This is a genomic window from Thalassomonas actiniarum (assembly GCF_000948975.2).
GTDB lineage: Bacteria > Pseudomonadota > Gammaproteobacteria > Enterobacterales > Alteromonadaceae > Thalassomonas > Thalassomonas actiniarum.
This window is the reverse complement of sequence record NZ_CP059735.1, coordinates 3009032-3027062: the sequence shown is the minus strand read 5'-3', so window position 1 is coordinate 3027062 and position 18031 is coordinate 3009032. Positions and strand designations below refer to the sequence as shown.

Sequence of the window (18031 nt, the reverse complement as noted above, 5' to 3'; positions counted from 1 at the left end):
TGTTATAGTGCTATATATAATCAATTGCCGCGCCATCCCTAATGTAACCATATACCTTAAAGCCATGCTCGGTTTCATGACCAGGTACATGAATTTTTTTTAACACTAACCTTACAATAGATCGTTGTTTATCATCTGTAGTCTGTATTTCTACCCATTCTATGGTTTCAAAACCACCAGCATAGAAATGATGGATCCAATCTCCATCCCAATTTGGCGTTTCATACCCATTATCTACACACCGAGTTCGCCAAAACGGTATGTTTGGTTTGAGTTCATACATGGCCGTTTGAAGTTCACGCCATTTTGTATCATTCATAACTGGATGCAACAGAGAACCTCTAGGCACTATAACGCCCGGCTTTGGGGCGGACTTGTAGCCGCGAAGCGGCGGAAAGACCGTCCCAGCCCCGAAGGGGCGACAACAGCCGATTGTTATGTGGGTGCGGCGCCATCTATAAACCTTGCCTTGCCCTGTCTATTGCAGACTTGACTGCCGACAAGGCCTGAGGACTATTCTTCCAGCAAGTAGTTCTGAGCATAGACGCCACTCTTTCAGCAATTTCTTTTGGCTCATAGTTCGCTAACTCAGAAAAAGAATCTATACCTATTTCCTCAAAACGTTTAACTACAGTAGGTCCAACCCCCTTCACTTCAAGTAGAGCGGTTTTTTCTGATTCACTGAATGCCATACAGGAACTCCTTAAGACACATAACGCCAACCACAACTGCGTAGTAAGCTGGCGGGCTTTTTGGAACAAAAAGCGTGGCAGTTTACGGAGTCAGGTTGATGGTTCTTGTTAGCCAAACTAGCGAGCATATTCCTCTATCCCATTATCCAGCGAAAATACAAAATACGATAATCCCCGAGGTGTTTTGTATTCGTGGAGGTTCTCCGTCCTAAACCAGAATTGTTGCCTTCCTGAAATATCAATAAGTAAGGTGCGTATTTTGATGCCGCCACGAAGACCGACTAACTCACTATTGTCACCATCTAGGGATGGAACATTGATGCTATCAGTGAATACAAACATTTGACTTCCTTTCAGGTCGGGCATTGATATTATTCTTCCATTCGTTCTCCAATATCGTGGATCTGACTGGATAGATGATCCATTAATTTCGAATGTTCTATTTTCAATATTGTATTCTAGGCCTATCCCAAACTGATCCTGCTCACTAGTATCGATATTAATGACAAGGTCAGGGTTCTTGTATTCCGACTCGTCAGTTATTTTTTTTTCGAAATATGTCGGTGAAATAGGTTCCTTAAAGAAAGCTAAATGAAAATCAGTATGACGTATCAAATAAAACGCTAACTCTTCTTTGTGCTCAGAAGGGTACGCTGCTGCTCCGAGTGGAACTTTAACGTCCACCGGTCCGTTTTGATTTGAACTGGAAGCATACATGCCTTCGTACCGTCGATTACCACTCTCGTATTGAACCAGGTAGTCTTTCAATTCCTCTGAAAATCTTTCTCTATATGGTTCTAATTGCTTTGATGACAAATCTACTGAAGCCCAAAAACTAAATTCAATGCCTTCTAATGGATGTAACGATCGATTAATATTCTCTAGAATATCACTTGTTCTTTTAGCTAGGACAAGGGCTTCCTTCGCCGTTTTCTCTGACTCGCGCTCGCCTTTTATAACTTCTAGAGCTGTTGTACTAGCAGCTACAAATGCTGCGACGACTATTCCGATTAATGCTCTTCTTCCCCAATAAGTTATTTTTCCATTCTCATCCTTGTATTCTACTAATAGAGCAATGGCACTCAAAATTGCGGTCAATCCGATACTTAAAAACTTGAGAATTGTCAGTAAGACACTTACATATTGCTCCATGAATGTGGCCTCCTGAATATTACTGGCTAACGCCGCGCTCTGCGGAAATTTAGGAGCGCTAGCGAGTAAATTTTCCGTAGCAGCGCCTTGTTAGTTGCTAAACTACTTTGAATCACGCCTTTCAACAGCTTTTAAGGCCCCTTCTGGCAGTATTTTATATAGTTCTGCGATTTTTTTAGGTTTTGTTATTCTGTCTTCTACAATAAAGTTGACCATTTCAAACATACTGTGTGCAATATTTGGGTCATCATCTAGATTAAGCTCTCCAGGATGCACTGCGTTATTTCCAATGACTCGGCAATAATCTAGAGCTTGCTGAACTTCCACAGGTAAACCTTTATTAACTAATGCACCAATGTCATCATTTATGTTTTTACCTTTTTCACCAAGTTCGGCAACTAATTTTTGAATGCAAAGCCTCATTAATGCAGCAGCAGCTTTGGGAGATCTTGCTAAGACATCTCTTGCTTCGTTGTAATCATCTATACAGGAATCAGGGAGGTCAACATGGTGAGGCGATACTGGAGCCTCTGTAGGTATCAGCATTCTCTCACCATACCAAAAGCTCTCCTTACCACAATGTTTACATGTACAAAGATCGAAGCCACTATGGGTGGTCGTGCCTTTGTACTCTAAGTATGACCACTCCTGAGCAGAATAAACATTACAATGTACGCAGTGGAAATTTTTACTATTAAATTTCGGAGGATAGTACTTTGACATTAATGATTCCTTGTTATGTACATAAGACAACTAACGCTCGAAACTGCGGCGCGCTTTTAGCGTCCGCTGGTTTTGTTTGTTATTGGCTGCCAGTTGTAACCACAGAGCCGACAACGTTAAAAATGGCTTGATACGTTAACGGAAGATGCCAAAGACATTAACCACCGCTACACACCCAACCGTGAATTTTGAGCCTGGCATCACGGCCAGAACAAGCTAATGACTTTACCACCTTTAGTGCTTTTGAAAAAGAAAGAGGAAAGTCTATTAGCGGGAACGCCTAACTGTACCGGCGAAAACCCACCAGAACCACATGCCAAACCAAGCTAGGAAATACCGTTATTTCCAAAATTTCAATGTGAATTAGCGGTGGCCGAATAACGCCCGCAACACCGGGCTATTTGAAGCGCAGCGGAAAATAACTCCGCGTGGTTGCGCTTGTTATACGATACACCTAAAAATTACATATTATTTACAGCCCAAAACAATGCCGCACCAACATAGATAGATACACCAAAAAAAGAACAAAAAATAGCTGGTGGAGAGTCCATTGGATCATCAATGAAAAACTTAGGAAACTTCCCCAAAGTAAGGATTCGACAAACGATGGCTCCGGTATAATAACAGACAAAACTAAATAAAATCCTCCCGATGAAAGAACCTATTCCACGAATTAAACCTTTAAAAAATATATCTAAGATACTATCCATTATATAAATACAACCAAGAACGTATAACGCCTCAAACACAGGCCGGAGCACGCAGTGCGTAGGTCCAGCCAGCTTTGCTGGCGGTTGTGGTTTGATTTGTTATATGAATTATTTACGCTGACCATTTTCATAGTGATAATGCTCTTGACTAGCCGTTGTGAAGCCACCAATAAATACTGGATTACTACCTTTTTCAGCAACTTTTTCCGCCTTTAGATTGTGCATGTTGTTTTTACAGGCCCAATCCCATACTCCTTGATCTAGAGGATATTTAGTTAGCATTCCAGACAGCTTGTTTTCTAAAATCCAGTTCTCCGCTTTTGTTAACTCTGAGAACACTCCCCCACTATAGGAGGAATTGTTTTTATTAAATATCCAAACTGAATTCATTGACTTCTCTATTCATATAACAGCTTAACAGTCGGCAAAAAACCGTATTTAAACACAGTTTTTCCCCGTCTTTAAATAATTTAATAAAATGTAAAATATACATTCACCTTTATCATATCAAGCCATTAGTATTATTTCGAGAATTAAAGAAATAAGAAAAATACCTTTTTTTGCTGTCTAATAAGGCTATCAACAGAATAACACCTGCACTGTGTAAAAACACAGCACTTAAAGGGGAAATATCAATGACCCAATCTCCATTCTTAGCCTACATCGACAAGTTTATGATCACCCGCAAATAACTAATGGCTTGTGCCCCGCTCATAGTTAATTTTGTTATAAACATTATATTTGCCAGAGGGTTTTTTCATCGGCAAACGTTTTACTTCTTCTAACGTATTGGCATCATAAACAATCACTGCACCGTCATTATCCCAAATACTCAATAATACATATTTGCCATCTTTGGTAAACTCAACATGGGCCGCGGTTTTACCCGGTGCTGGCGCTATGGTTTTAACAATTTCTAAGGTATCTTTTTTGATAATATGCACTTTTTCTTTGTTAGGGCCAAAAAACACATCCGCCCAGGCATAAGGTGACTTGCTGTGGCTACGCATAAAAAAGCCTGGACCGTCAGTTTTTATCTCCTTGATCACCTGCCAGTTTTCCATTTCGATCACGGTTATTTTACCTTCTTTGATATTCGGAGAAGCAAAAACTTCTTTCCCCTGATAATCCCAGGTAATGCCTGAGCCTAAATGAGGCATGCCGGTAAGCTCAATCGTGGCGACTTTTTTCTTGGTATCAAAGTTGATCACCTGGCCGTTATGACTGTTACGCGCTGTGCCTATCAGGTTGATATACTCAGGATCGAAGAAAAAATCATCCAAATAATCTTGCGTTTGAATACGACGCACCGGAAACCTGTCTTCACTTTTCCAGTTTTCCACTTTTCCTTCGCCGCCATCTTTTCGATAATCGTGCGCCCAGCCTTTATAGACATCTACACCACCTTTATCGCTATAGGGAATTTCCCACACTTCTTTAACGTCTTTCAATGCAACAATAAAACTGTGACGTGGCGGCGCATTGTAAACGGCACTGACACGGGAGCTGACGCCTTCGCTGCTTTTCGTTTCGATCATTTCAATGGGAGATAAGTCTTTGGTATCTAAAATCACCACATTATGAGGAAGGTAGTTACCGACAATGGCATATTTACCATCGCTTGATACCGCCAAATTCCGGGTATTGATCCCTGCCCTGACTTCACTGACAATTTTCATGTTGTAAATGTCATATTTGCTGATCCAGCCGTCGCGCGAGGCAAAATAAACAAAACGGCCATCTGGGGAATATTTTGGCCCTCCGTGCAGGGCAAAACGCGTTTTAAAGCGGGTAATGGGCTCAAAAGTATCGCCGTTAAGCAAGGTCGCACTGTGATCGCCTAATTCCACCACAATAAATAAGTTCATTAAATCGGCATCAAATTGCGGCTTGTTTGGCAACTTGCTTTGTTCAAAATGCTGGATGTTGGTGGCCCTGATATCTGCCAGGGTCCACTTGGGTAACTCTTTTGCCGGGGTGTAGATGTAATCTATTAAACTGGCTATTTCTGTCTGGTTAAGGATTTTATCAAAAGCCGGCATTTGCGTGGCAGGCCGGCCATTTTTAATCACCTTAACCGCTTTATTCTTTCTCAAGCGAGACAAGTTTTCAGGAAACAATGCCGGTCCCATTGCACCTAAACGGCCGACACCATGGCATGATTGACAATGTTCAACATAAAGCTTTTCAGCGGCCTTATTGTCTTTGCTTGAAGTATCTGGTGTCGCAGATACGAACAAAGAAGCCAAAGCAAGTGTTAAGCCTGTTATTTTGCAAATCAATGGTTTTATTTTCATTTGATAACCTTATAGCCAGCGGTTTTGCTCTTTATTCGTCAACAATATTTACTCATCGAAAACAGCTAAAAAGCCTGATTTATTAAATCACAAGCCGGTATTTCAATAGTTGTGTGCTGGTTAACATACCATTACTGTTAGTAAGGCTACTTTGACCTGAATCATGCCCGGGTTGCACTAACAGAGCATTTAACCATTCATTGATCTGGCTTAGGTATTTCAGAACTTCATGCCCCTTATGCATACGCCATAGTAAATTAAAGGCAGGACGCGATGAAAAGCAGCCCATCACCGGCTCACCCGGTTGATAGCGGACAATACTGATCTTGAGTTCTTCTGCGATAACCTCATAAAAGCGATCAGCAACGCAGGGGCAAAAAAAAAGCCCTGAAACCAGGGCTTTTTACATAAAACATTGTGCTAAAACACGTTAATTATTGCTTGGTCGCGTTAATTTCAGCTTCACTGTTATCCAGGCCAAGTTTATAACCGAACGAAACATGGTGAAAACGTGCACTGCTATAATCATCATGAATGGCAAAACCAAAGTTATAAAGCTTGCCCGGCTCAATGTTCACGTCACCCGGCTTGTCTGAAACCAGTTTGCGTTTCACCACAACAGACCAGGTACCATTATTAAGACTGGCTTCAACTTCACTGCCCTGCCCGCCGTGCATTTTACGCTCGGCCAGGATCTGTCCGTCTTCAACCTGCTTGCTGCCGGATTTGTAGCGCACTATGTCCATAAACTGGTTGGCGTTTTGGGCAGCATCAATATCAGCCTGAGACTTGAGTTTATCCCAGCCGCCCAGCGCTTTGCCTCTGCGCCCTTTAAGCTCCAGCTTGGTCCGGGTTTCCTTAAGGTATTTACTCACACCAACATCAAAATTCAATCTGCCGGCTAACTCCGAGCCAAGTAATACCTTGTTTTCCGGTGCAAACGGCATGGTATTGGCGTCAGCATGACAGGTGCCCCAACAACCGGCGCGGTCGGCATATTCCACGTCATCGGTCGACAACATAAAGGCCAGCTTCATGGCATTTTCCGGGTCCATCTTACCGCCGTCAACAAAAGGTGCCGGGGTATGTTCACCGTCAGGCCAGCTAAAGCGTAAGTACAGGTTTTCCTCGTCATGGGTGGCATCTATGGTCACCTTGATGCTGCCGCGTTTACCTGGAATAACAGTCGGCTCAAGTTCTTTTTCACTCTCACCTGAGACGATATTCTGGCCGATATCGGCAATCTCTTCTTCGTGACACTCTATACAGCGGTCGCCTTTGCTAAAGGCGCGTTTACCGCCGTGATTTCTCCCCAGTATCCACTCGATAGACGCCGTGCCCGGATAGAAGAGTTCAATATCTCTTGCTGCAGACTTACCCCAGTCGACTTTGATATTACCTGGCGTTTGGCTGCTTGCCACGGCCTGCCCGCCGTTGCCAACGGCTGGTTTGCCTGAAGCATCCGCCAGTGCCGCCGCAACCGCAACATCAATTTTCTTTTGCATTTCGGCTTTGGCTTTTTCCGCCTCGGCTTTCTCGGCTTGGGCCAGGGCAGCTTCTTTTTCTTTCACCCGGACCAGGCCTTCCTGATACATTTGCGGGATTTCACGGATAAAGTCAGGATTAGGCGCTTCAAGGGCTTCAAGCTCTTCATCGGTTAATTGATCCCTGACATTATGGTGCGCTATGCCTTTATGACAGTCGATACAGGTCTGGCCGGTTTCAAAGGCGTTTAAATGCTGCTTTCTTGCCCTTGGTTTTTGGAATTCGGGGTTCATGGATTCGAGATTATGGCAGTTGCGACATTCCCTGGAGTCGGTATCTTTCATGGTCTGCCAGACGCTTTTCGCCATGGTGATCCTGTGGGCATCGAATTTTTCTTTGGTGTCATAGGTGCCCAGCATCCAGGAAAAGAGCTCTTTGGAGGCCTGGATTTTGCGGACCATTTTGTGGATCCAGGGATCCGGCACGTGGCAGTCGGGACAACCGGCACGGACACCGGTACGGTTGGAGTAATGGATACTTGGGGTATACTCCTGATAAACAGTCGATTCCATTTCGTGGCAACCGATACAGAATTCTAAATTATTGGTCGCCTCCATGGCCGTGTTAAATCCACCCCAGAAGATGATACCTACCACAAAAAAGACCACAGCACCGGCAACGGTTGACCCTAGCATCAGGCGACGGGACCAGAAGCCAGGTTTGCTAAATGTTTTTAAAACCATAATTTAACTCGTTCTTATGAAAAGACGGCGGACATGGCTCGCCCATGTCCGCAATTTCATTGACCTTTACCGGTAAAGGTTAGGTTTTATGATGGATACGGTTGTAAACATTAAATTTACCTGTTGGTGTGGTCAGGCCTTTAATGCGATGCTTCTCTTTCAAGGTTTTCGCATCATAAACCACGATTTCACCGCTTGGGTTCTTGGCATCTTTACGGTTCCATACCGACACCCAAACCTCGGAGCCATCATCGTTAAATTCCATGTGCAGGGCCGCTTTGCCCGGCTCTTCCGTTACCCGGATGGTTTTGACAATCTCATGGGTGTTCTTGTCGAAAACCTGTACCGATTGCTGGATTTCCGGCTCAGGGTGTTTCAGCTGATCCGCCCAAACATACTGGGACGTTTCATGGGTACGGATAAAGGCGCCGGGACCGTCAGTTTCCACTTCGTAACAAAGCTTCCAGGCTTTATCCGGATGGCCGATAGGATCGTTACCCCATACAGAAACCAAACCTGTGCCTAAGTGCGTGGTGCCGCCTACAGGGCCACATTCTTTGTCAACCCAGTTAGCACCAGGGCCCGGGTGAGGCAAAGAATCGACGTCTATCATGGATTCTAGCTTGCGGGTCTTGGTATCGACCACCACCATTTTGTTCGAGGCATTCGCGGCAATCTGAAAGTAACGGCCGCTCGGGTCGAAGAAACCATCATGCAGGAATTCTGAAGAATCAATATGATCGATACGCAAGTTATCGATATCGGTGTAGTCCACCTGCCACATCTGACCCAGCTCTTTCACCGCAACCATAAAGGTTGACTCGTTAGGCGTAGTATAAATTGCCGCGACACGGGCTTCATTGACATAGTCGCCTTTGGTGTTGTAACCGCGGGTAGAAACCACTTTTAACGGGTTCAGGGTAACCGCATCCATAATCACGAAATGCGAAGGCCAGTAACCGCCGGCAATCACGTATTTACCGTCGCCGGATACCGCGATATCACGGGCGTCATAAGCCATTTTGGTTTCAGCCACTAACATTTTGTCAGGGGTTTGCCATAAATCGATTTTGTTGACTTTACCGTCACGGCCTATGGTGTACCAGAAACGGCCGACATCTTTGACATGATCTTTTTTATGATGCTCGGTACCTTTGATCACGTGTACCGCATAACCGGTATTGATATGGGCGATAATTTCTTTGGTATCACCGTCGACAATCGCCGCTTTACCGGCATCACGCTCAATGACCACAAAGAAGTTCTGCCAGTTGCGGTCATGCTTAGGCTTGGTTGGGTAATCTTTCGGCGCCACGTATTCCTTGGTGTGCTCGCGCATCTGACTCAGGGTCATTTCCGGCGGTACCGGCGGCTCCATCTGAATAAAGGTAGCCAGGTTAGCGATTTCCTGTTTGGTGAAGAGTTCATCAAAATTGTTCATGCCCCCTTCTGTGCCCAGGGTAATGATTTTTTCCAGGCGTTTTTGCCCTTTTTTCAGCATATTTTCCGGCTCAAGGTTTTTACCTGTTGCCCCTTTACGGGTCACCCCGTGACAACCGGCACAACGCTGAAAATAATGCAATTCCGCTTTTTTAAAATCTTCTTCAGATAAGGTAGGTTCAGCTGCAGTAACAGACATACTAACACCGCCAGTGGCCATACCCACTGCAAGTCCGAGTACTGACAGACCGTATTTTATTTTTTTCATCGGTAACACTCCAGATAGTATTTTTAATTAAATTTACATGCTCACAAATTGCCAAACATCCGGTTACCGCAGCGATCATTTCGGTTCAAAACCTTATTCACTCAATAATCTCCCTCGATAATTTCAATACCAGCAGCTAACACCATTCTTACTCTCAAGCTGCCCGTACATGGATGCCTGCTTTAATCATTCACCTTTAGTGAATGTGTTTTATTAACGAGTTTTTTTGCCTGATTTTCTCCTTAGACCTTCGCCTTGATGGCGGCCACTATCAGGCATAAACGACATAAAAAACCTGACGCAGATCAAGCTTTAAAAAAATGCGTTTTTATTTAAAAAAGAATTTGATCTGGCGCAAAAAACAAAGTTATTAACCTCTCTTTAACCAAATTTAGGTTTACCATGGCAAAGAAAGAATCATTTATTGAGCAGGAAAAACTACATGACCAGCCACTCTAAATCCTTGTTATACGCCGCGATTATTGGACTTCTGATAGTGGCAATATTTTTGGGCTTTTTGTTTGGGTTTAATAATCCGGTTTCCTGGATCCTGATCGGGGTCTTGCTGATGACCCCGATGATTTACAACCGTACCCATAAAACCAATACCATCCCCTGGAAAGACGAATACAGCGTCGGCATCGAGAGCCTGGACAATGATCATAAAAAGCTCATCTCCTTGCTGAACCAGTTCACCACCGCCTACGATTACGCCATGAGTGAGGTGTACGAGCGTCAGGCCCTGGAGGATTTAATCGATTACACCAAGTACCATTTCGCCCGCGAAGAAAAATTAATGGAAAGTTTTGACTACCCGGACTTTGACGCCCATAAAAAACAGCACCAGGCAATGATCGGCGAAGTAGAAGAATTTGTGGAAAAATACAACCGCCAGGGACACCAGGCGCTTGATGAAATCAGCAACTTTTTAAAAGACTGGCTGATCAACCATATTAACGGTACCGACAAACATTACAGTCAGCACCTGAAAAATAACGGCGTAAGCTGATTTTCAGCAGTTAATGCCGCTAAAAGCTTTATTCACAATGCCCTGCTGCTTGTTCACCCAACCAAGACAATCAGGGAGTCAGGCGTTGTGGATATTTTTATTTCCCCCGTTTTACCCTGAGGCCAGGCTCGCCACAGCAGCCGACAATTAACTTGCAGGCCCCTGCCCCAGGTGCTCGATAAGAAAATCAACACAATGTTTGATTTTGGGGATTTGATATTTCCCCTGCTGATACAAAAGATATAAGTCCACCGAAGGTATTTTCCCGTAGCTGACCGGATGCTCTGTCGGCACTTCGATCAAGGCTCCTGCTCCCAGATATCCCTGAACTTCCCATAAAGGACTCACCAACAGTCCTTCCCCCGCCAGCACCGCACCTAAAAGGCTTTCGCTGTCATTACAGATCAATACCGGCTTGACCGGAATTTTTTGCCAGTGGCCATCAAGTAACTGCCACCAGGAAACCAGCCCCCTGGGACTGCGGATTTGGATACTGGGACAGGTTTACAGATCGCCAAAAGAAAACGCTTGTGTACCGTAAGCCTCTTGAAGCGTTTCTACCAATTCAGGTGTTGCCACCAGCTTGAATTCACTGCGACTCAAATGTCTGGCGATCACCCGATCTTCTGCTACCGCGCCGACCCGAATGGCAATATCCACCGCATCCTGCCCGAGCAGCACCACCTCGTCGGAGTAATTTAACTCCAGGGTAATGCCCGAGTATAAGCGGCGAAACTCCCGCAGTACCGGCGCCAGTACCCTGACGCCATAACCGGGTAAGGCGCTGATCCTGATTTTTCCCTCAACTACACCCATGCGCTGTGACACCAGCTCATCCGCCTCATCAAGCTTTTTCAATACCTCAGAGATCAGTTGATAATACACCTGCCCCAGCTCCGTGGTACTGACATGGCGGGTGCTGCGTTTGATCAGCTCAAAACCCAAAACCTGTTCGAGGTCTTTGATCCTTCTGGAAACCGACGACGGCAGCACCTCGAATTCTTTGGCGGCCAGGCTGAAACTGTTCAGCTCGGCAGTTCACTTGAAATACTGTAAGGCGCGTATTTTGTCCACAATAAGGTCCAATTCAGCTAAAAACAGCGGTTATTTTTATTTATTTTTGTCATAAAGACAAATGTGATTTGTTTTTCGTCCTGTGTTTCCCGCATGCTCCAGCCGATATCATGCCATCATTACAAGCCAAGACATTAAGGTAATTTATGAGCACAGACAGCAATACACAAAAATATTGATCATCAAATCCAGTCCGGCAGGCGAGCATTCTGTCTCAAACGAAATAGCCGCTTATTTGCAACAGCAGCTAACGGATAAAGGGCAAGGTTATTCATTCACTGTTCGAGATCTGGCACAAACTCCACCGCCTGTACATAACGGTCCCATGTTTGAGGCTTTTTATACCCCGGCCGAACATTTAACTGCAGCACAGCAGCAGTTGGTACAGCCATCCCTTGAACTGATCGAAGAGCTGAAAAATGCCGATATCATCGTCTTTGCCTCAGCCATGCATAATTTCTCGATCACTTCCTTGTTAAAAGCCTATATAGATCAAATTTTCCGCATGGAGCTGACTTTCCAGTACAGCGACACCGGCCCGCAGGGATTGCTGACGAATAAACAAGCGGTGATTATTTCCAGTGCCGGCATGGATTTTCAGCAAGAGCATGCCATAGCGATGGATTTTCAAACCCCTTACCTCAGGCATATTTTAAATTTTATCGGCATCACGGATATCATTTTTGTGCCGGTTCAAGGGGTTGCCATGGGGGAAGAAAGCGCCGTGAATGCGAAAAACAGCGCCCGGGATAACATTGATACCCTAGAGCGTGTTGATCTTTGCGGCCTAAAAAATAGGCGGCATGAAGACAAGGTATAATTGATTTTGCCAAAAAACAGTTATGCCCTATCAACATGCCAAGACTAATGTTAACAGATGAAACCTGGAACTTGCTATCACGAATAATGCTTTTAACAGGTCGAATTTACAGTAAACCAGAACATAGAATGACAATGGAAGGGATATTGTTCAGGCTCAGGACAGGTATTCCTTGGCGAGATTTACCCCCTGAATTTGGTGGCTGGAGTAAAGTTTTCCGCAGATTCAACCTTTGGTCACAGAAAGGGGTAATGATGGAAGTGTTTACTTTTCTTTCTAAATTACATGACAGTGAATGGCTATTTATTGATGGCAGTATAGTGAAAGCCCATCAGGATAGTACCAATACAGCTGATGCAAGTGCCCAAGCTGTGGGGAAAAGTCGAGGTGGAAATACAACTAAAATTCACCTTGCTGTAGATAGTGGCGGTTTACCTGTCCATTTTGAGCTATCAGGAGGGCAGGTAAATGATATTGTTCATGCTGAGTCATTAATTTCAGCCTCTCCTGAGTCTGAAATGGTTGTAGCTGATAAAGGTTATGACAGTGAGGCTTTGAGGGAATTTGTAAGGCAGAAAAATGCAAAGCCCGTTATCCCCAGACGCGATAACAACAAGCAAGGCAATGAGGATATTGACTGGTGCATGTATCGATATCGACATTTAGTAGAAAATGCATTCATGAAGATTAAAAAATACCGTGCTATTTCAACACGGTATGACAAGTTGGCGAGAAATTATCAAGCAATGGTAGCTTTAGCATTTAGTTTTATGTGGCTACCTGTTTGGGTTGATTAAGTTATGTACAGCAAAGATCAACACGCTCTAGTAGCAAACCAGTTATAAAGCGCTTTTTTAATTCATTCTCTATCTGGCCAGACAGCTTATGCTCTTTATTCCTCAAGCTGTCTCGGCACTGGCTCCTGGTAGCAGACGCCTAAGGTAAGCATTGCAACATTTAACGGAGTGATTTGCGATATCAGAAATATCAGTAAGCGATTGAAACAGGTGAACTATATATTTTCATATACTGTATTCAACTAAAAGGAGCATATTAAAAGCTCGATTTATTATTGGAGCTCCTTGTTTTATCGCGATAGTGTTCATCCTTATACTTAGCATGCTGTGCCTCACCGGCGCCGGGTATTAATGTGATGACATCATCCTCGCTACCGCGATTGATAGAAGCAGGTGTCATTAATGGTAAATATCCTTGCAGAGCAATTTGCAAAGGAGGGAGCAATGTTTCGTACCGGGTTAATATTTTTGCTTTCTGCTTTAACTATGGCATGTGGAGGAAGTGGCGGTAATGATAATGAATCCACACCATCACCATCTCCAATACCTTCACCGATAACGACCCCTCCTCAAATAACGCTACCAGAGCCGAAACAGGATGCTTACACCATTGATGAAGATCATCAGGGTTTGTTTACGGTTCTGGAAAATGACGAGCTGGGCACTTTTAATATTAATCAGCTCAAGCTGGAAATAACCCAATACACCAACAAGGCATCGGTAACTGTTGAGGCCCAATCGCAGAGCATTATCTATCAACCAAAGTTAAACTTCAGTGGCGGCGATTACTTTTTTTATCGGATTAAAGCGGGCGATGATTACACTATTCCTGTCCGGGTAAATGTCACCATTAATGCTATCAATGACGCCCCTCTGGCGATGAATGATAATTTTTCATTCAATCAGGGACAGCCGCTAAAATTCGATCTCTTTACCAATGATAGTGATGCAGAAAGCAATAACCTTGATAATGCCAGGTTAATCATCGAGCATGCCCCTCAAACCGGTACTTTACTCATCCCCGAAACCGGTGGCATGGTGGAATTTGTGCCAACAGACAGTGATTTCTACGGCGGCGTAACATTTGTGTATGTTATCGAAGAAGACACAGAAGAAAACCTTAGATCAAATCCGGCAAGCGCTATGCTCATGGTGAATGCACTTCCCGTGGCACAAGATGACAATATCGATATTTACGAGGACTATTTTACTGCTTTAGACATTACCGCTAATGATAATGATCCGGATGGCCAACTTCAGTCGATCAAAATATCGTCTCCCCCAAGCCAAGGGTTAGTCACCGTAGATGCGGTTAATTTCAATGTCATCTATCTGGGCAACATTAATTATTGTGGCACGGATAATTTTAGCTACCTGGTCGAAGATCAAAACGGTGCCAGTTCCACTCCCGCAACTGTGTCAATAAACATTCTGTGCATCAATGACCCTCCCGATGCCGGCACCGTTGTTGCCCACACCCATGATGCACACCCGGTTGAAATCAATTTACTTAACCATGTCACCGATGTCGATGGCTTCGTTGAGCCAAGCTCTGCAGAAATTATTACTCCCCCGAGCCATGGCGAGGTAACATTAACTGACACAGGCAGTGCCATTTATCTATCGGAGCCGGGCTATGAGGGTGAGGCCTTCTTCGAATACCGATTTAAAGATAATAGCGGTGACTATTCAAATCCTGCACAAGTAACCGTATTTGTGTCTGTTAACCAGCCCCCTAGCGCTGGCAACGATAATTTCACCATAGCTGAAGATACAGAAAGCTTTTTAAATGTTACCAGCAACGATCATGACCTTGATGGTTTCATATCTGTTGATTCAATAGAAATAATGAGCTTCCCCTCCAATGGTGAATTTGAACTATTCGCGGAAACCGGTCTGATAAAATATCAGCCTGATCGTGATTTCACCGGCTTTGACCGCATTGAATACCGCATATCTGATGATGATGGCAGTGCTTCTGACATCGCAACGGTGAATATAGAAGTCATTGCCGTCAATGATCCCCCGGTTATTCCCGATACCGAATACCCTGTTGACGGTAATAGCCAGGAAAATCTCCTTCCCTGGGAGAATGCGGCCTTTGATATTGATAGCCAGATCGATCTCGCTTCTGTCTTAATTGTCCAGTCCCCCATCAATGGCAGCCTAGATGTCGATCAGTTAACCGGAGCGATCAGCTATACACCAAAAGCGGGTTATTTTGGTAAGGATGAGTTTTATATTCAAGTCAGCGATGTCGAAAATGCCCGTTCACTACCGGCTAAAATACAAATACATGTCACTGCTGCTAACCTTGGCCCGAGTATAGTTACGACTAATGGCTATCAGCTGATGTATGCCAAACGATTAAACGATGGCAGTTTGGCGCCAGCTCAACCCTACATAGCCAAAGGCGTGGTCTGGTCTCCCGCCAGTAAGACCACTGAAACTTCTCCAACGGATAGTAATAATGCCGACATTCGTCGGGCAGAATATAGCACCTGGTCTGATATCGATATTCCTTTGATTGCAGCACTCAATGCCACTACCGTATGGATGCCGCTCGATCCTGGTTTGACACCCGAAGCCATATATATACTTGATGAGCTCTATCAAGCCGGTATCAGCGTTATTATGATGGCAGGTAACGGCATTGCCGATGAAAACCGTATTCGGCAGGTGGTCCCCTATTTTTCCTCTCATCCGGCAATTCTTGCATTCCAGCTAGGCAATGAATTTCAGCTCAACAAACTATACGGAACAGCCGAAACGATATTGGCCGCCGCAGAAGCGGTTGAATCAGCGGCAGCACTCATCCAGGAGTTAGATGACAATCACCCTGTGATTGCCGGTTATGGTGATATAGATATAGCTCGCCAAGGTATGCGTTTGGCGGACACACAATCTTACGTCAATGATATTTGCCCGAGCATAGATATCTGGGGAGTAAACATCTACCGCGGTAAATCTTTTGGCAGTCTGTTTAGTGACTGGGCGACGATCACAAACAAACCTCTGCTAATAAACGAATATGGCACCGATTCTTATGCAGCGGTAGCACAAGTTGAGGATCCTGCAGGCGCCGAAGCTCAGGTCATGCAAGCAGAATGGAATTTAGCGCTTTGGCACCATCTTTTAGAAAATTTATCAGGTAAAGATCCGAGCAACGTCGCAATTGGCGGGGCAGTTTTGAGCCTGAGCGATGAATGGTGGAAGGTTGAACCCTTTCAATCTCAGCAAACTTCCGGTTTCCTGTTAGCAAATGCCCATCCCGATGGACATGTCAGTGAAGAATGGCTGGGCATTGTTACTATCGATCGCCAAATAAAACTGGCCTATAGCTACCTGCAACAGGCCTATCATCAGGGTTATCAACCTCCCGTTTTCAATATAGATTTTTCAACAACCCCAAGAAAACAAACGACAAATATTCCAACCTTTTTTATTTCAGGTAAGGCTCCGTCAACCAATCTTGTCGCAATAAATCAAACCTTAGTGCCGGTGAGCAGTTTAAATAATTATTTTGGCCTCATAGAACTCAATGAAGGGGAAAACTTAATTAGGGTAACCAGCGAATCACCACAAGGGGTGGTAACCACCATAGACAAGCTCATAACATATGATCCCGAGTACAACACACAAGACAGTGCATTAGCCTATGTTGATATCAATTCACCAGCCGTGTCCGGTACCCTGGTGCTTGATTATAAAAAAGATCTCATCCTCGGAATAATAGTGGATAAGCATGTGCGCGGCCTCTCCCGGGAAGGTGATGCCAACCTCTACATGCATGACTTAACGGTTTACAATACCGCAACACATCAAGAGCTGCCAGCCCCCCATAGCCCTCTTGCTTTTAGTAGTGAGCTCAGTTATGACACTTTTATCGTTGACCCTACAGGAGAGCGGTTATATGCAGGCACCGAGCAATTGGATCTCGCCACAAATACCCTATTGCCAGATCCCTTAGCCGTGAATGTACTCACAGGAGCAAGCTACGGCGGATTTCGTGCAGGTAATGGCACAATTTCATCTGATGGTGATACTCTCTTTGCCCAGGAAAACCCGACTTACAGTATTAATACCGAACTAAACACTGCTGTAAATACAGGCATTAACTCAGGTTCTAATAATACCCGCTTCGTCAGTGATTTAGCTCTAACCAAAAACGATCAGTTCTTAATGCGCACTTCATTTAATTTTGCCCGCGGCTATTGCCATATCTATGACGCAAACAGTTTTGCTCATTTGGCAACTATCTCAGGGATTGGCGATTACGCAGGGGAAGTTGTCATGAGTTTAAGTGGCAATTATGCTTTTGTCGGTAGTGCCGGAAATCCAAGATACGGAAGAGGAGGCATCAGCGTTATAGCGATTGATAATACTGAGCCTTCATTTGTCCTGGTATCGAGGTTATCCCTAAACCGCGCAGACAATTTAGCAGTAACCCCGGAAGATACACTTATCACCAGCAGTAGTCGGGGTGGGATCGATCTCTACCATTTATCAACTGATGAGCAACTGGAATTTGAAAAATTCTTTTTTTTCGGCTTAAACATTTATACAGATGATATTAAAGTGATAATTGTCAAACCTTAACGAATTGCCTTACGGTTATTGTTTACTCTCAATATCTGCCCCTGCCTTTTATGCGTTAAGCAATGAATACAAGGTTAACCCTTATCATTTTTTCATTACCTTTGCTCCAAGAGCAGCTAAAAACAAAAAACCGATTAATGTCTGATTTAAATCAAGCAATTTAATCATGTCGGTTCAAAAGCATGATCCCCGACAATAAACGATTTTTCTATCCCTGCTACC

At 44.3% G+C, this 18031-nt stretch carries 13 protein-coding genes and 1 pseudogene; 4 read left to right on the top strand and 10 right to left on the bottom strand.

What is annotated here, in order from left to right; translation table 11 throughout:
* Positions 1-10: 10 nt before the first annotated feature.
* The 9 genes from SG35_RS13225 to SG35_RS13185 form a co-directional block, all read right to left on the bottom strand.
* Positions 11-319, bottom strand: coding sequence for a DUF6678 family protein (locus SG35_RS13225; protein ID WP_044835771.1), 309 nt, complete (start codon positions 317-319; stop codon positions 11-13).
* Between the two features lie 136 nt (positions 320-455).
* Positions 456-692, bottom strand: coding sequence for a helix-hairpin-helix domain-containing protein (locus SG35_RS13220; RefSeq protein WP_044835770.1), 237 nt, complete (start codon positions 690-692; stop codon positions 456-458).
* Positions 693-809: 117 nt separating this feature from the next.
* Positions 810-1844 (bottom strand): hypothetical protein, encoded by a 1035-nt coding sequence (locus SG35_RS13215; RefSeq protein ID WP_044835769.1) that lies wholly within the window; start codon positions 1842-1844, stop codon positions 810-812.
* Between the two features lie 102 nt (positions 1845-1946).
* On the bottom strand, positions 1947-2567 hold the full coding sequence (locus SG35_RS13210; RefSeq protein ID WP_044835768.1) for a DUF4145 domain-containing protein: 621 nt from the start codon (positions 2565-2567) through the stop codon (positions 1947-1949).
* A 461-nt stretch (positions 2568-3028) separates the two neighbouring features.
* Entirely contained in the window at positions 3029-3277 is a 249-nt protein-coding gene (locus tag SG35_RS13205) for a hypothetical protein (RefSeq protein ID WP_152646814.1), read from the bottom strand.
* 108 nt (positions 3278-3385) lie between these two features.
* Positions 3386-3667 carry a DUF7710 domain-containing protein gene (locus SG35_RS13200; RefSeq protein ID WP_044835767.1) on the bottom strand — a complete coding sequence of 94 codons (282 nt, stop codon included), beginning with the start codon at positions 3665-3667 and terminating at the stop codon, positions 3386-3388.
* Positions 3668-3969: 302 nt separating this feature from the next.
* Entirely contained in the window at positions 3970-5574 is a 1605-nt protein-coding gene (locus SG35_RS13195; protein WP_053043422.1) for a nitrite reductase, read from the bottom strand.
* 434 nt (positions 5575-6008) lie between these two features.
* The gene (locus tag SG35_RS13190) at positions 6009-7802 is read right to left on the bottom strand and encodes a NapC/NirT family cytochrome c (RefSeq protein WP_044835766.1); all 1794 of its coding nucleotides are present in this window, start codon (positions 7800-7802) and stop codon (positions 6009-6011) included.
* A gap of 79 nt (positions 7803-7881) precedes the next feature.
* Entirely contained in the window at positions 7882-9441 is a 1560-nt protein-coding gene (locus tag SG35_RS13185; protein WP_236702708.1) for a cytochrome D1 domain-containing protein, read from the bottom strand.
* A 511-nt stretch (positions 9442-9952) separates the two neighbouring features.
* Here SG35_RS13185 and SG35_RS13180 point away from each other — a divergent pair.
* Entirely contained in the window at positions 9953-10519 is a 567-nt protein-coding gene (locus SG35_RS13180; protein WP_053043421.1) for a bacteriohemerythrin, read from the top strand.
* 147 nt (positions 10520-10666) lie between these two features.
* Here SG35_RS13180 and SG35_RS13175 read toward each other — a convergent pair.
* Positions 10667-11548, bottom strand: a pseudogene (locus SG35_RS13175) (LysR family transcriptional regulator).
* Between the two features lie 220 nt (positions 11549-11768).
* Between SG35_RS13175 and SG35_RS13170 the strand changes: the two are divergent.
* From SG35_RS13170 to SG35_RS13160, 3 genes are all read left to right on the top strand, one after another.
* Positions 11769-12413: an FMN-dependent NADH-azoreductase gene (locus tag SG35_RS13170; RefSeq protein WP_053043420.1), complete on the top strand. Its 645-nt coding sequence runs from the start codon at positions 11769-11771 to the stop codon at positions 12411-12413.
* Between the two features lie 35 nt (positions 12414-12448).
* Positions 12449-13210, top strand: a complete 762-nt coding sequence (locus SG35_RS13165; RefSeq protein ID WP_044835764.1) for an IS5 family transposase — start codon at positions 12449-12451, stop codon at positions 13208-13210.
* 402 nt (positions 13211-13612) lie between these two features.
* Entirely contained in the window at positions 13613-17809 is a 4197-nt protein-coding gene (locus SG35_RS13160; protein ID WP_084692992.1) for a tandem-95 repeat protein, read from the top strand.
* The last annotated feature ends 222 nt before the right edge of the window (positions 17810-18031 follow it).

Coding starts and splice junctions, on each gene's coding strand:
- SG35_RS13165 (WP_044835764.1), top strand. CDS start 12,449: ATGCCAAGACTAATGTTAACAGATGAAACCTGGAACTTGCTATCACGA.
- SG35_RS13195 (WP_053043422.1), bottom strand. CDS start 5,574: ATGAAAATAAAACCATTGATTTGCAAAATAACAGGCTTAACACTTGCT.
- SG35_RS13180 (WP_053043421.1), top strand. CDS start 9,953: ATGACCAGCCACTCTAAATCCTTGTTATACGCCGCGATTATTGGACTT.
- SG35_RS13205 (WP_152646814.1), bottom strand. CDS start 3,277: ATGGATAGTATCTTAGATATATTTTTTAAAGGTTTAATTCGTGGAATA.
- SG35_RS13160 (WP_084692992.1), top strand. CDS start 13,613: ATGGTAAATATCCTTGCAGAGCAATTTGCAAAGGAGGGAGCAATGTTT.
- SG35_RS13215 (WP_044835769.1), bottom strand. CDS start 1,844: ATGGAGCAATATGTAAGTGTCTTACTGACAATTCTCAAGTTTTTAAGT.
- SG35_RS13190 (WP_044835766.1), bottom strand. CDS start 7,802: ATGGTTTTAAAAACATTTAGCAAACCTGGCTTCTGGTCCCGTCGCCTG.
- SG35_RS13210 (WP_044835768.1), bottom strand. CDS start 2,567: ATGTCAAAGTACTATCCTCCGAAATTTAATAGTAAAAATTTCCACTGC.
- SG35_RS13225 (WP_044835771.1), bottom strand. CDS start 319: ATGAATGATACAAAATGGCGTGAACTTCAAACGGCCATGTATGAACTC.
- SG35_RS13220 (WP_044835770.1), bottom strand. CDS start 692: ATGGCATTCAGTGAATCAGAAAAAACCGCTCTACTTGAAGTGAAGGGG.
- SG35_RS13185 (WP_236702708.1), bottom strand. CDS start 9,441: ATGTCTGTTACTGCAGCTGAACCTACCTTATCTGAAGAAGATTTTAAA.
- SG35_RS13200 (WP_044835767.1), bottom strand. CDS start 3,667: ATGAATTCAGTTTGGATATTTAATAAAAACAATTCCTCCTATAGTGGG.